The organism is Pseudomonas sp. 2 (genome assembly GCF_056627435.1).
On the sequence record NZ_JBWXNG010000024.1, the window covers coordinates 36,366 to 50,482 of the forward strand.

The following is a 14,117-nucleotide window of genomic DNA, read 5'->3' on the forward strand; positions in this document are numbered from 1 at the left end:
ACATGGAAGGGAGCGCCTGGCGTTCCCTTTTTTCGCAGGAGCGACATATGAAGCAGGAACCGTTCACCGCCCAGGTCAACGCCGGATGTTTGCTGTTCCTCCACCGGGATTGTTCCGCGCAACTGCAGGAAGACACGTCGGATTGCCTGCTCTACACGCAGCTGGCTGCGACGAAGAAACACGACCGCTTCAATGCGGCTGACGACTGGAGCAACACCAGGTTGGCGGCCATGAACCGGTTTGGCTACGTATTGAAAAATGCTGAAAGCCTGAGCCTGCCCTCACAGGAAATGAGGGGTACGACGATCTGGGAATGGATTGACGGGCACCTGCCCAGCTTTCTTTCGCGCGGGCTATTTATCGAGATCGAGAGGCTGGTGAAGCGTTCATTCATGGCGTTCCCGGGTCAACCTGCTTTTGAGTTGCTGGCTCGACAGACGCTTCAACCCGTGGCCCCCGGCGATCATCCGGCAGGACACTGCCAGCAAAAGGCCCTGTTGCAGCTCGGTATGCTCGATGCAGGAGGGGAGCTTTCGCTGGTGACGCTGGGCTTTACCTCGTGTACGGCTTTAGGGCCGGATTACCTGTTCCAGAACCTGGCCATTGCGGACGTGAAAGGCAACATCGAGATGCGTTTTCAGTCCATGCGCATGATGGATATCGTTTACGGCTCCCTGCGAAATGCCGTTCGAGGGGCGCTTGAGGACAAGCGTACCGGTTTGAGTCAGGTGCTCGAAACAAGGGCAGCTGGTGAGGCCATATCGCTATGAACGGAACGGGCGCAGTCATTGGCAGCAGTTTGGTTTCGATGTCTGCGGGCACTGGCGCGCAGGACCGTGATGATCTGTTCAATTGCTTGCTACGAGTCGACCGGCTGGCAGGGCAGGTGGATCGGCAGGAGCATTTTTCCTACTGGACGTATCGATACGGCATGGGCCTGGAGCAGCGGGGCTTTACCAAAATGGCGTCCATTCACCCTCAACCCACGGTGATCAACAGCGCCCCGGAACTCAAGTCCATCACTTTCGACGTTACCCGCCAGACCGCGTCCGAGGCGCTTGCCAGACAGGCCATCGCGTCGTTGGAGGCCATGCAGCTTCGAGGGCAGGCTGATCGTTTTTTTACCAATGGCAGTGGTCGGAGCGATCTGGCCCGCTTCCAAGTAGTGCCTTGTCAGACCGGGCGATACGGGCAGGTATCTGTCGTGGTTTGCGGTATCCAGCTCACCGGCTATGCCGATGTGCGTGATTATGAATTCTGGACCCAGACATCTCGGGACATGGTGCTGCGCATCAGCGGTGCGGTTTACCGCTTCGATCGCGACGCGTACGCACCGCATCGCGAAAGAATCCGGCGGGAACTGGGTGACGCTGCGCAAGGTGCAATCCGGTCATTCGAACTTTGAGGGGCGTCCGCTCAGGGCACCAGATACCCCTTGATCCCGGTAAAGATGATCTGCGCCGCAAGCGCGCAGACGAACAGCCCCATCAACCGGCTGACGATCTGCAAGCCCTGGTCGCCCAGCAGCCGCTCGATGCTGTTGGACAGGTACAACACAACGCCGACGGTGAAGCTGGCCAGGGCGATGCTGACGATGGCGGTGAGCTTGTCGTCCCAGTGCGGCTGGCTCACGCCCATGACCAGCAGGGCGCCGATGGTACCGGGGCCGACGGTGATCGGGATGGTCAGCGGGACGATGGCCACGTCCTGCTGCACGTTGTCGGTCTGCACGCCGGATTTTCCCTGGGCCATGCCCAGCGCCGAAATGAACAGCACGCTGCCGGCGCCGATGCGAAAGGCGTCGGCGGTGATGCCGAACACGCCGAAAATCACCCGCCCGAACAGGTACAGCAGCACGCTGGAAACCAGGGTCGCGAATGCGATCTTCCACGCCAGGTAGCGGCGTTCCTTGCGCGAATAGCCGCGGCTCAGGCTGATGAAACAGGACAGGACGAAGAACGGGCTGTAGAGCACCAGCATCTTCAGGTAAACGCTGAACAGCACATGCAGCATGGTATCGGCTCTTGGCGGCAGACTCGGAAGGGGGCCAGTCTATCAGGCGCCGCGCAGGAGAGCGGGGTCAGTTTTGTCCGTAGCGTTCCTGATCACCGGGGGTGTCTCCCGCCTGTTGCCGGGCGCGCTGCTCGACCCAGTATTCGACCAGTTCGCGCAGTTGTGACAGCTCGACCGGCTTGGACATGTGCCCGTCCATGCCAGACTGACGGGCGCGATCCTTGTGCTCGGCCAGGATGTGCGCGGTCAGGGCCACGACTGGGGTACGCAGCCGCTGGTTACCCATTTCCCAGGCGCGCAATTGCTGGGTGGCCGAGAAACCATCGAGGATCGGCATTTCGCAGTCCATCAACACCAGGTCATAGCGCTGGGCCTTCATGGCGCGCAGGGCTTCCTCGCCGTTGCTGGCGGTGTCGGGCTGCAGGTTGAGCTTGCCGAGCATGCCGCGGATCACCTTGGTGGAAATGCTGTTGTCCTCGGCCACCAGAATGCGGAAGTCGCTGGGCACGTCGATTTCCGGCAGCACGTTCGGTGCGGGCGGGAATGTCGCCTGGCCCTTGTTGCGCTGATTCAGCTCATCGGCCAGGGTGGTTTTCAGGGTGTAACCGGCCACCGGCTTGGCGAGGATACGCTTGACCCCGGCGTTGCGCGCGATGACCTTGCTCGGCGCGTTACTGATGCCGGTGAGCATGATCAACAGGATGTCGTGGTTCAGGCTCGGGTCTTCCTTGATCTTGGCCGCGAGCTGCATGCCGGTCATGCCGGGCATGTTCTGGTCCAGCAGAACGATGTCGAAGTAGTCGCGCAGGTGCGCCTTGGTCCGCAGCAGCGCCAGCGCCTCCTTGCCCGACGGCACGGCGCTGACGTTCAGGCCCCAGGCGCTGCATTGCTGCACCAGCACCTTGCGGCAGGTGTCGTTGTCGTCGACCACCAGCACCCGCGCGCCCTTGAGCGGGCTGTCCAGATCAGACGGCGGCTGTTCCAGACGCTCGGGGTCCAGCGGCAGGCTCATCCATAGCGTGCTGCCCTGGTTGCTGCCGCTCTGGATGCCGAATTCGCCGTTCATCAGCAGGATCAACTGCCGGGCGATCACCAGCCCCAGGTGGCCGCCGACCTTGCTGGCGGCCAGGAAATTCTTGCTGTGCAGCTCGGCGTGCAGCAGCGCATCGCGCTCTTTGGGGGTCAACGGCATGCCGCTGTCCTGCACCGCGATGCGCAGCCGCGGCTTGCCGCCCCGGGAGTCGAGCGCCACGACCAGCAGAATCTCGCCCTCGTCGGTTTTCTTCAGAGCGTTTTCCAGCAGGCTCAGCAGGGTCTGGCGCAGGCGCGTCGGGTCACCGCTGATCACCCGTGGCACTTGCGGCTGAATGAAACTGATCAGCTCGACACTCTGCTGCTCGGCCTTGGCGCGAAAGATGTTCAGGCAGTCTTCGATCATCGCGTTGAGGTCGAACTGCACGTCATCCAGTTCGATCTGCCCGGATTCGAGCTTGGTGATGTCGAGGATCTCGTTGATCAGCGTCAGCAGTTCGTTGCCCGCGCTGTGGATGGTCTGCACGTAATCGCGCTGCTTGACCGACAGCGGCGTGCCCAGCAGCAGTTCGGTCATGCCCAGCACGCCGTTCATGGGCGTGCGGATTTCGTGGCTGATCTTGGCCAGAAACTCCGCCTTGGCGTTGATCTCGGCGGTGCTGGCGGCCAGCTCGCGGCTGATGCTGAAGTTGTCTTCGGTGATGCTGCGATGACGTTCGCTCAGGGCGATGCTCATCAGCAGCCCGCACAGGCAGAACATGCCCATCACCGCGATGATCAGGGTCTGCGCGGGAATGGTGGTCAGCCACAGCATGGCCGGCAGGATCACCAGATTGCCCAGGTTGAAGACGATCATGGCGATGACGAACGGCCGCGCCGGGGCGTAGCCTTTTTGCAGGTGATAGATCGAGACGAGGGTGATGGTCAGGGTGGTCAGCGCCACCAGCAAAAAGGTCAGGATGTTCAGCGGCAGGGTGTTGACGAACAGCACCAGCAGGCCGCCGAAGCCGACCACCAGCAGCACGCTCATCAGCATCCGGTTGAGCGACTCGACGCCGCGCTGAATGAAGAAACAATAGGTGTAGATCAGCCCCGTGGCCGCAGCGAACAGCAGCGCGATGTGGGCGCTCGGGGTCTGCGCCAGATGCCAGCGCGACAGCCAGGGCGCCTGCAGGTTGAGCAGCAACAGTGCGCTGAGCCCCAGGAACGCCTCGCAGGCCGCCAGCCACAGGCTACTGACCGAGCGCGACTGGGCGTAGCGGGTGATGTTCTGCACGATCAGCATGATCAGCGAGCCGAAGAACAGCCCCAGCAGCAGCGGGCGACGCTCGTCGGCGGCGATGTCCACGGCCGCGTCCAGGGAGATATTGGGGCGCAGCTCCTGCTCGGATTTCAGCCGCAGGTAGAGGTCCAGCGGCCGGTCGCTTTGCGGCACTGGCAGGAGAAAGTCGATGGAGGGCAACGGTTGAGCGTCGCGCCGGATCTTGTTGCCAGTACGCGAATGGTCGACGAGGTTTTCGCCGTCCAGCACGTACATGTCCACCGTGGCCAGGTCCGGGGCGAAGATGCGCACCAGTTGTTCATGGTCGGTGGGGGCGAGGCGATAGTGCAGCCACAGCGCGGAGTCGCGGCTGGTGGCGCGAACCTGATCGAGTTCGACCGGGCTGAATTGGGATTCGTAATGGGGGGAGCGGATGTCGCTGAGCTGCAGATTGGCCTGATCGTCGACAAGGGTCGACCAGCCTGCAGTGACCTCGGCCGTTGCCGTGGGTACACAGAGCAGTGTCATCATCGCGATGATCAAACAAGTGGCAATCCTGAGCCAGCGCACGGCGAAATCCCTTCGTGAATGTAGCCAGTTTACTCTGGGGCGGCACAGGAAAACCGGGCAGCTGTCCCAAAAGGGAAAACTGCCCGACCCGGACTTACTCCAGATGTTCGCCGCGTTCCCGGGCAATGGCACGGTAGCCAATGTCCTTGCGGTAGAAACAACCTTGCCAGTCAATCTTTGCAGCCAGTTCGTAAGCGTGCTTCTGCGCGTCACCTACGCTGTCACCCAGCGCGGTCGCACACAGGACACGACCGCCGGAGGTGACCACCTGGCCATCCTTGAGCGCGGTACCTGCGTGGAACACCTTGCCCGGCAGACCCGCTGCCGCGTCCAGGCCGTTGATCGCCGCGCCCTTGGCGTAATCGCCAGGGTAACCGCCAGCGGCCAGCACGATGCCCAGACTTGGACGCGGATCCCACTGCGCTTCCACCTTGTCCAGAGCTTGCGCCATTGCCGCCTCGACCAGCAACACCAGGCTCGATTGCAGACGCAGCATGACCGGCTGGGTTTCCGGATCGCCGAAACGGCAGTTGAACTCGATGACCTTCGGGTTGCCAGCCTTGTCGATCATCAGACCAGCATAGAGGAAACCGGTATAAACGTTGCCTTCCTCGGCCATGCCTCGGACGGTCGGCCAGATCACCTGATCCATCACGCGCTGGTGCACTTCGGCGGTCACGACCGGAGCCGGGGAGTAGGCGCCCATGCCGCCGGTGTTCGGGCCGCTGTCGCCGTCGCCGACGCGCTTGTGGTCCTGGCTGGTGGCCATCGGCAGGACGTTCTTGCCGTCGACCATGACGATGAAGCTCGCTTCTTCGCCGTCGAGGAATTCCTCGATGACCACGCGCGAACCGGCGTCGCCGAAGGCGTTGCCCGCCAGCATGTCGCGCACGGCGTCTTCGGCTTCCGCCAGGGTCATGGCGACGATCACGCCTTTACCGGCGGCCAGGCCATCGGCCTTGATCACGATCGGTGCGCCTTTTTCGCGCAGGTAGGCCAGCGCCGGCTCGATTTCGGTGAAGTTCTGGTACTCGGCGGTCGGGATCTTGTGACGCGCCAGGAAATCCTTGGTGAAGGCCTTGGAGCCTTCCAGCTGAGCGGCGCCCTTGGTCGGACCGAAGCAGTCCAGGCCACGGGCGCGGAACAGGTCGACGACACCGGCCACCAGCGGCACTTCCGGACCGACGATGGTCAGCGCAACGTTCTTCTCGGCGAAGTCGGCCAGTTGCTCCAGCGCGGTGACGTCGATGGCGACGTTCTCGCATTTGGCTTCGATGGCGGTACCGGCGTTGCCGGGCGCGACGAAGACCTTCTGCACGCGGGCATCCTGCGCGACCTTCCAGGCCAGCGCGTGTTCACGGCCACCGCTGCCGATGATCAAAACATTCATTTCAAAAACCTCGATGACGCTGATTCTGTGGGTGTCGCTGGCAAGTCGACGATGTGTGCGTCGCGTACCAACCCTGTGGGAGCGAGCTTGCTCGCGAAAGCGGTGTGTCAGTCGACATCAATGTCTCTGGCAGATTGCATTCGCGAGCAAGCTCGCTCCCACAGTTGATCGATGTATCAGTGACGGAAATGGCGCATGCCGGTGAACACCATTGCAATGCCCGCTTCGTCGGCGGCAGCAATGACTTCCGCATCGCGCATCGAACCGCCCGGCTGGATCACCGCAGTGATGCCGACCTTGGCCGCATTGTCCAGGCCGTCGCGGAACGGGAAGAACGCATCCGATGCCATGACCGAGCCCGCGACCTGCAGGCCAGCGTGCTCGGCTTTGATCGCGGCGATGCGCGCGGAGTTCACGCGGCTCATCTGGCCGGCGCCGACACCGATGGTCTGGCGGTTCTTGGCGTAGACGATGGCGTTGGACTTGACGTATTTGGCCACTTTCCAGGCGAAGATCAGGTCGTTGATTTCCTGCTCGGTCGGCGCGCGCTTGGTCACCACTTTCAGGTCGTCGGCGCTGATCATGCCGTTGTCACGGCTCTGCACCAGCAGGCCGCCGTTGACGCGCTTGTAGTCCCAGGCCGGTGCACGGTCGGCAGCCCATTGGCCGCTGGTCAGCAGGCGTACGTTGGCCTTGGCGGCGACAACGGCCGCCGCTTCGGCGCTGACGCTCGGGGCGATGATCACTTCGACGAACTGACGGTCGACGATGGCTTTTGCGGTTTCAGCGTCCAGCTCGCGGTTGAAGGCGATGATGCCGCCGAAGGCCGACTCGCTGTCGGTGGCGTAGGCCAGCTCGTAGGCCTGACGGATGCCGCCTTCGGCGTCCGGGCTGACCGCCACGCCGCACGGGTTGGCGTGCTTGACGATGACGCAGGCCGGTTTGGTGAAGCTCTTGACGCATTCCAGCGCGGCGTCGGTGTCGGCCACGTTGTTGTAGGACAGTTCCTTGCCTTGCAGCTGGGTCGCGGTAGCGATGCCCACTTCGGCCGGCTTGGCTTCAACGTAGAACGCCGCGCTCTGGTGCGGGTTCTCGCCGTAGCGCATTTCCTGCGCCTTGATGAACTGGGTGTTGAAGGTGCGCGGGAACTCGCTGCGGCCTTCGGTGGACAGGGTGTCGGCGCTCTGGTCGACGCTGCCCAGGTAGTTGGCGATCATGCCGTCGTAGGCGGCGGTGTGCTCGAACGCCTTGAGCATCAGGTCGAAGCGCTGGGCGTAGGTCAGGCCGCCGGCCTTGAGGCTTTCCAGCACCTGGCCATAGTCACTGGCGTTGACCACGATGGCCACGTCTTTATGGTTTTTCGCCGCCGAACGGACCATGGTCGGGCCGCCGATGTCGATGTTTTCAATGGCGGTCGGCAGGTCACAGCCAGGCTTGGAAACCGTAGCTTCGAATGGGTAGAGGTTCACCGCCACCAGGTCGATCGGCTTGATGCCGTGCTCGGCCATGATGGCGTCGTCGGTGCCGCGACGGCCCAGGATGCCGCCGTGGATTTTCGGGTGCAGGGTCTTGACCCGGCCGTCCATCATTTCAGCGAAGCCGGTGTAATCCGCGACTTCCACCGCTGCAACGCCGTTGTCCTTGAGCAGCTTGAAGGTGCCGCCGGTGGACAGGATCTCGACGCCCAGGGCTTCGAGTTCACGGGCGAATTCAAGGATGCCGGTCTTGTCGGAAACGCTGATCAAGGCGCGGCGGATCGGCAGGCGGGTAGTCTGGTCGGTCATCTCAACTTCCATTATCAATTCAGCAAAAAAAACGACCGCAGGGAATGAGGTCGCTTTTAGTGTTTTGGATGCTTACAGCAGGTCGTACTGCTTGAGTTTCTTGCGCAAGGTGCCACGGTTCAGGCCCAGCAGCTCGGAGGCCTTGGTCTGGTTGCCCTTGACGTAGTTCATCACGCACTCGAGCAAGGGGGCTTCGACTTCCGAGAGCACCAGGTTGTAGACGTCGGTGACGGCAGCACCTTCAAGGTGAGCGAAATAATTGTGCAGCGCCTTTTCGACGCTTCCGCGCAGGGTCTGACCCTCTTCGCTCGGCGTGTTGAGGTGCTGTTTCAAATTGACGTTGTCGCTCACGGGTGTTGTTCCACTCACTAAAGTCTCTGTCATCATCGTCATGCGGCCACCTCTTGTTCGTTCCCTGACTGCGGGCTTTTTATGCGTTCGGCAAAGAATTCCCGAACGTTGGCGCACTGTGCTTGCGTATCTTCCAAACGATTGAAAAGGGCGCGAAACTCCCTGGCGCCCGGCAAGGTTGCGAGATACCAGCCGACGTGCTTGCGGGCGATTCGCACGCCCATCACGTCGCCATAGAACGTATGAAGTGCTGCCAGATGCTCTAGCAGAATGCGTTCCACTTCATGCAGATCCAGCGCAGGGAGTTTTTCCCCGGTGCGCAGGTAGTGCTCTATCTCGCGAAAAATCCATGGGCGCCCCTGGGCGGCCCGGCCAATCAACAGCCCGTCGGCACCGGTTGCGTCGAGCACATGCCGGGCTTTCTCGGGTGAAACGATGTCGCCATTGGCGAACACCGGGATCGACACCGCTTGCTTGATCGCGGCGATGGTGTCGTACTCGGCTTCACCGGTGTAGAGGTCCGCACGGGTCCGTCCGTGAACCGCCAGTGCCTGGATGCCGGCTTGTTCGGCGATCCGGGCGACGGTCAGACCATTCTTGTTCGCGCGGTCCCAGCCGGTGCGAATCTTCAGGGTGACCGGTACCTCGACTGCCGCGACCACCGCGTGCAGGATTTCGGTCACCAACTGCTCATCTTTCAACAGTGCCGACCCTGCGGCCTTGTTGCAGACCTTCTTGGCCGGGCAGCCCATGTTGATGTCGATGATCTGCGCGCCAAGTTCGACGTTGGCACGTGCTGCATCCGCAAGCATCTGCGGATCGCCACCGGCGATCTGTACCGAGCGCGGCTCGGGATCACCTTCGTGGATCATGCGCAGCCGCGATTTGCGGCTGTTCCACAGGCTCATGTCACTGGTGACCATTTCCGACACCACCAGGCCGGCGCCGAGTTGGCGGCACAGCTGGCGGAAAGGCTGGTCGGTGACGCCCGCCATGGGGGCGAGGATCAAGCCGTTCTGCAATGTATATGGGCCGATGCGTACCGCCGACATAGGGTGACCTGTTGTGGGGCCGTATCACGAGGTCGGGTCCGAAAAGTGCGGCCGCATTCGGCATGGCGCTTTTCAGACGGGACCCGGAGTATGAAAAAGGGTGGGCATGATACCCGCTCTCGATGACCGGATAAAGGCTGAATTGGATAAAATCTGAACAGTTGCTTTCTTATCGCGAACGGTTCGGTTCGGGTTCGCGCTGTCATTAAACTGTCGTCGAATTTTCGACTGCCCTGCGCCGCCTTTCAGTGCGTCTGCGGCGCGGGCCATTCAGCTTGCCTGTCTGTGGAGTTTACTCCGGCGAGCGAAAACTCAAACTGTAATTCACCGCCTTGGGACCGGGGTCCAGAATGTCCAGCGCGATGTGAATGGGCGTCTGGGGCGGCATTTCGTCCTTTCCGGCCAGTTCTCCCGAGAGATATTCGCCGGGCTTGAACCGACGACTGGCAATGAGCTGACCATTGGTATCGGCGAAACGCAGCTCCAGCAGCGGGAACGGCTGGGAGAATGAAGCACGGTTGTAGATGATCGCGTCCACCACCAGCGCGCCCTGGAACTCAGGATGGGTGCGCACCACCAGATTGCTGCTCTTGAGCAGTTTGATATCGACCCGCGATGGCACCTTGCAGCCGACCTGCGGGCACAGCTCCTGGAACCAGGGCCGGTACTGATCCTGGCGCGCCAGTTCGTCGAAGTGATACCAGACGTATTGCCCGACCAGCGCGCCCAGGGCGATCAGCACCAACAGCAGCCACAGCATGCGCCGGCCCCAGCGAGGCTTGGGTTTCTGCCAGGACAGCTGCAGCGGGTCGTCCATCAGGTCATGCAGGGCCTGATCGCGCAGGGCGGGTTCGCTGCGGGCACGCTTGCCGCGATTGTGCCGGCGATCATCGTCGTCTTCATCGTCCAGTTCATCGCGTTTGTGGGCGTGACGATCGTCTTCGCCATCAAGCGCGGAAAACCGCTCGCCGCGATGCGCGTCGTCATGGGGTTCGTGGTGTTCGTCGTCATCCCGCGCGTCGGCGTTCAGGCGTTGGCCGTGGGCCGGTTCGTCTTCCAGATCCACCGGCGTCAGCGACAGTGAAGGCTCCGTGCGCGGATCATCGTCATGGTCGATGTCTTCCGGTTCGGCGGTTTCGGTCAGCAGCGCGGGCTCGTCCCGTTCGTCGATGACTTCGGCGCGCAGTTCGGGCAGCTGGCTGATGTCATCGTGGCTCGGGCCGTGGTCCCACTTCTCGGTGGCGATCTGCGGTTCATCGCGGCTGGCGCTGAAAGACTCGACTTCATCGTGCTCATGCTCGCGGCTCGCACCCCGGCCAGCGCGGCCAAAAGACTCGGGCAGCTGAATCTCGCGTTGCTCCAGGCGCGCCAGTTCGACGTCCAGATCATCCAGGTCGAGGCTGTCGAGGTCGACCGGGGATGTCTCCTGCCTGACCGGCACTGGCACTGGCGCCTGCACCGGCAATGCCGCTTGGGGCTGCGGTGCGGGCACTTCGACAGGTGCAACAACAGGCTCGACCGGCTTTGGCGCGGCTTCAGGCAGCTGTGCAGCGATTTCTTCGGCGCGCTGTTCCAGCAGTTGCTTGGCGGCATTGAACACTTGCAGGCAGGAGCCGCAACGCACCATGCCACGGGCCACGCTCAGTTGAGCGTGGCTGACGCGGAAGCTGGTCTGGCAGTGAGGGCACTGGGTGACGAAACTGTCGGTCATGCGGGTATCCGGAGATGAAAGCGCCTGAGTGTCTGGGGAGTGTCAGCGACGACGGCCGGTAATGCGTACCCAGCCGTCGCGATTGGCGATCGGGTCCAGGTCGAATGTGTCGGCGTAGGCCGCTGCCACTTCATCGCCTTGCTCGGCAAGAATGCCGGACAACGCCAGGCGTCCACCGGGTTTGACCAGACTTGCCAGCTGGGGTGCCAGCGAAACCAGTGGTCCTGCCAGAATATTAGCCACCAATACGTCGGCTGGCTGCTTGGGCAGGTCTTCAGGCAAGTACAGCGGGAATTTCTCGGCAGGGACGTTGTTGCGCCCGGCGTTGTCGCGGGAGGCTTCCAGCGCCTGCACATCGATATCGGTGCCGACGGCGTGTTCGGCGCCCAGCAGCAGTGCGGCGATGGCCAGGATGCCCGAGCCGCAGCCGAAATCCAGCACGTTGGCGCCGGACAGGTCCTGGCCGTCGAGCCACTCCAGGCACAGGGCGGTGGTCGGGTGAGTGCCGGTGCCGAACGCCAGACCCGGATCGAGCAGCAGGTTGACCGCGTCAGGTTCGGGGGCGGCATGCCAGCTCGGCACGATCCACAGGCGCTGGCCGAAACGCATCGGCTGGAAGCCGTCCATCCAGCTGCGTTCCCAGTCCTGGTCCTCGATCACCTCGTGGCTGTGTTCAGGCAGCTCTGCGCCGGTCAGCAGTTTCAGGTGATTGAGGGCCATGTCGGCGTCGGTGTCGGCTTCGAACAGGGCCAGCAGGTGGGTGTGAGTCCACAGCGGCGTGGTGTTGAGCTCGGGCTCGAAGATGGGCTGGTCTTCAGCGTCCATGAACGTCACGGACACGGCACCGACTTCAAGCAGCGCGTCTTCGTAGGTTTCGGCTTGTTCTGGGCTGATGGCGAGACGGACTTGCAGCCAAGGCATGGCGGATTACCTTCGAATGAAAAAATGACAGGCGGCGCAAATGCCGCGAAAGACCGGCAAGTTTACGGGGTTCGGCCAGAAACAACAAAGCCGCTCGAAAGCGGCTCTGTTGGTCTGCAACATTGACTGACGGATCAGTGTTTCTCACCGGCCAGTTTGTGTTCCAGGTAGTGAATGTTGACGCCGCCCTTGCAGAAGCCAGGGTCGCGGGTCAGTTCACGGTGCAGCGGGATGTTGGTCTTGATGCCGTCGACCACGATTTCGTCCAGGGCGTTGCGCATGCGAGCCATGGCTTCGTCACGGGTAGCGCCCCAGGTGATCAGCTTGCCGATCAGCGAGTCGTAGTTCGGCGGAACGGCATAGCCACTGTACAGGTGCGAATCGACGCGAACGCCGTTGCCGCCTGGTGCGTGGAAATGCTTGACCGTGCCAGGGCTCGGCATGAAGGTTTTCGGGTCTTCGGCGTTGATACGGCATTCCAGCGCGTGACCGTGAATCTTCACGTCATCCTGAGTGAACGACAGCTTGTTGCCAGCGGCGATGCTCAGCATCTCCTTGACGATGTCGATACCGGTGACCATTTCCGAAACCGGGTGCTCGACCTGGACGCGGGTGTTCATTTCGATGAAATAGAACGCGCCGTTTTCGTACAGGAATTCGAAGGTACCGGCACCGCGGTAACCGATATCGATGCACGCCTTGACGCAGCGGGCCAGTACTTCCTGGCGAGCCTTTTCATCGATGCCTGGAGCCGGCGCTTCTTCAAGCACCTTCTGGTGGCGGCGTTGCAGCGAGCAGTCACGGTCGCCCAGGTGGATCGCCTGGCCCTGGCCGTCGGACAGCACCTGAACTTCCACGTGACGTGGGTTGGTCAGGAACTTCTCCAGGTAGACCATCGGGTTGCCGAAGGCCGCACCGGCTTCCGAACGGGTCAGCTTGGCCGACGCGATCAGGTCTTCTTCCTTGTGAACCACGCGCATGCCGCGACCACCGCCGCCGCCGGCGGCCTTGATGATCACCGGATAACCGACCGCACGGCCGATACGCAGGGCTTCTTCTTCGTCTTCAGGCAGCGGGCCGTCAGAACCTGGAACGGTCGGCACGCCCGCCTTGATCATGGCGTCCTTGGCCGACACCTTGTCGCCCATCAGGCGAATGGTCTCGGCGTTCGGGCCGATGAAGGCGAAGCCGGATTTCTCGACCTGTTCGGCGAAGTCGGCGTTTTCCGCCAGGAAGCCGTAGCCAGGGTGAATGGCGGTGGCGCCGGTGACTTCCGCAGCGGCGATGATCGCCGGGATATGCAGGTAGGACTGCGCAGCCGATGCCGGACCAATGCAAACGGATTCGTCGGCCAGGCCCAGGTGCATCAGTTCTTTGTCGGCCTTGGAGTAGACGGCGACAGTCTTGATGTCCAGTTCCTTGCAAGCACGCAGGATTCGCAGAGCGATTTCACCGCGGTTGGCGATCAGGACTTTTTCCAGTTTCGCAGGTTTCAACATCATTGGCTCCTCGCGGTTCAAACGATGGTGAACAGCGGCTGGTCGAATTCAACCGGCTGGCCATCTTCAACGAGGATGGATTCGATCACACCGCTGGTTTCAGCTTCGATGTGGTTCATCATTTTCATCGCTTCAACGATGCACAGCGTGTCGCCTTTCTTGACGGTCTGGCCGACTTCGACGAACGCAGGGGAAGTCGGGGACGCCTTGCGGTAGAACGTACCGACCATTGGCGAACGGGCGACGGTGCCGTTGAGTTTTGGTGCGGCGGCTTCGGCGGCGGCAGGTGCAGCAGCGGCAACCGGGGCGGCAGCAGGGGCTGCGACAGGCGCGGCAGCCGGGGCTGGCGCGTAGAACTGTTGAGCTGGAGCCTTGCTGTGGCGGCTGATACGTACGGACTCTTCGCCTTCCTTGATTTCCAGCTCGTCGATGCCGGACTCTTCCAGCAGTTCGATCAGTTTCTTGACTTTACGGATATCCATTAATCATCAACTCCCAGGGGACGGTCAGGGGTATGGGGTAGCCGGTTCGGG

General features: G+C 62.1%; 12 protein-coding genes. 2 read left to right on the plus strand and 10 right to left on the minus strand.

Annotated elements, in window-relative coordinates:
• Nucleotides 1-47 precede the first annotated feature (47 nt).
• Entirely contained in the window at nt 48-770 is a 723-nt protein-coding gene (locus AC1MEK_RS28155; protein ID WP_480399531.1) for a hypothetical protein, read from the plus strand.
• Nucleotides 767-1,405 carry a hypothetical protein gene (locus tag AC1MEK_RS28160; protein WP_480399532.1) on the plus strand — a complete coding sequence of 213 codons (639 nt, stop codon included), beginning with the start codon at nt 767-769 and terminating at the stop codon, nt 1,403-1,405. The genes AC1MEK_RS28155 and AC1MEK_RS28160 overlap by 4 nt, the downstream gene beginning before the upstream one ends.
• A gap of 11 nt (nt 1,406-1,416) precedes the next feature.
• Here AC1MEK_RS28160 and AC1MEK_RS28165 read toward each other — a convergent pair whose 3' ends face one another.
• The 10 genes from AC1MEK_RS28165 to accB form a co-directional block, all read right to left on the minus strand.
• Nucleotides 1,417-2,013 carry a MarC family protein gene (locus AC1MEK_RS28165; protein ID WP_480399533.1) on the minus strand — a complete coding sequence of 199 codons (597 nt, stop codon included), beginning with the start codon at nt 2,011-2,013 and terminating at the stop codon, nt 1,417-1,419.
• Between the two features lie 67 nt (nt 2,014-2,080).
• Nucleotides 2,081-4,876: a response regulator gene (locus AC1MEK_RS28170; RefSeq protein WP_480399534.1), complete on the minus strand. Its 2,796-nt coding sequence runs from the start codon at nt 4,874-4,876 to the stop codon at nt 2,081-2,083.
• A gap of 94 nt (nt 4,877-4,970) precedes the next feature.
• Entirely contained in the window at nt 4,971-6,266 is a 1,296-nt protein-coding gene (gene purD / locus AC1MEK_RS28175) for a phosphoribosylamine--glycine ligase (protein WP_480399535.1), read from the minus strand.
• A 176-nt stretch (nt 6,267-6,442) separates the two neighbouring features.
• A complete protein-coding gene (gene purH / locus AC1MEK_RS28180; RefSeq protein WP_480399536.1) occupies nt 6,443-8,050 on the minus strand; it encodes a bifunctional phosphoribosylaminoimidazolecarboxamide formyltransferase/IMP cyclohydrolase in 1,608 nt (535 codons plus the stop codon).
• 72 nt (nt 8,051-8,122) lie between these two features.
• Nucleotides 8,123-8,443: a DNA-binding transcriptional regulator Fis gene (gene fis / locus AC1MEK_RS28185; protein ID WP_007907419.1), complete on the minus strand. Its 321-nt coding sequence runs from the start codon at nt 8,441-8,443 to the stop codon at nt 8,123-8,125.
• Nucleotides 8,440-9,453, minus strand: coding sequence for a tRNA dihydrouridine synthase DusB (gene dusB / locus AC1MEK_RS28190; protein ID WP_480399537.1), 1,014 nt, complete (start codon nt 9,451-9,453; stop codon nt 8,440-8,442). The genes fis and dusB overlap by 4 nt, the downstream gene beginning before the upstream one ends.
• Before the next feature lie 292 nt (nt 9,454-9,745).
• The gene (locus AC1MEK_RS28195; protein ID WP_480399538.1) at nt 9,746-11,164 is read right to left on the minus strand and encodes a DUF3426 domain-containing protein; all 1,419 of its coding nucleotides are present in this window, start codon (nt 11,162-11,164) and stop codon (nt 9,746-9,748) included.
• Nucleotides 11,165-11,206: 42 nt separating this feature from the next.
• Nucleotides 11,207-12,085, minus strand: coding sequence for a 50S ribosomal protein L11 methyltransferase (gene prmA / locus AC1MEK_RS28200; RefSeq protein WP_480399539.1), 879 nt, complete (start codon nt 12,083-12,085; stop codon nt 11,207-11,209).
• Nucleotides 12,086-12,219: 134 nt separating this feature from the next.
• Entirely contained in the window at nt 12,220-13,584 is a 1,365-nt protein-coding gene (gene accC / locus AC1MEK_RS28205) for an acetyl-CoA carboxylase biotin carboxylase subunit (protein ID WP_480399540.1), read from the minus strand.
• A gap of 17 nt (nt 13,585-13,601) precedes the next feature.
• Entirely contained in the window at nt 13,602-14,066 is a 465-nt protein-coding gene (gene accB / locus AC1MEK_RS28210) for an acetyl-CoA carboxylase biotin carboxyl carrier protein (RefSeq protein WP_480399541.1), read from the minus strand.
• Nucleotides 14,067-14,117: the final 51 nt, after the last annotated feature.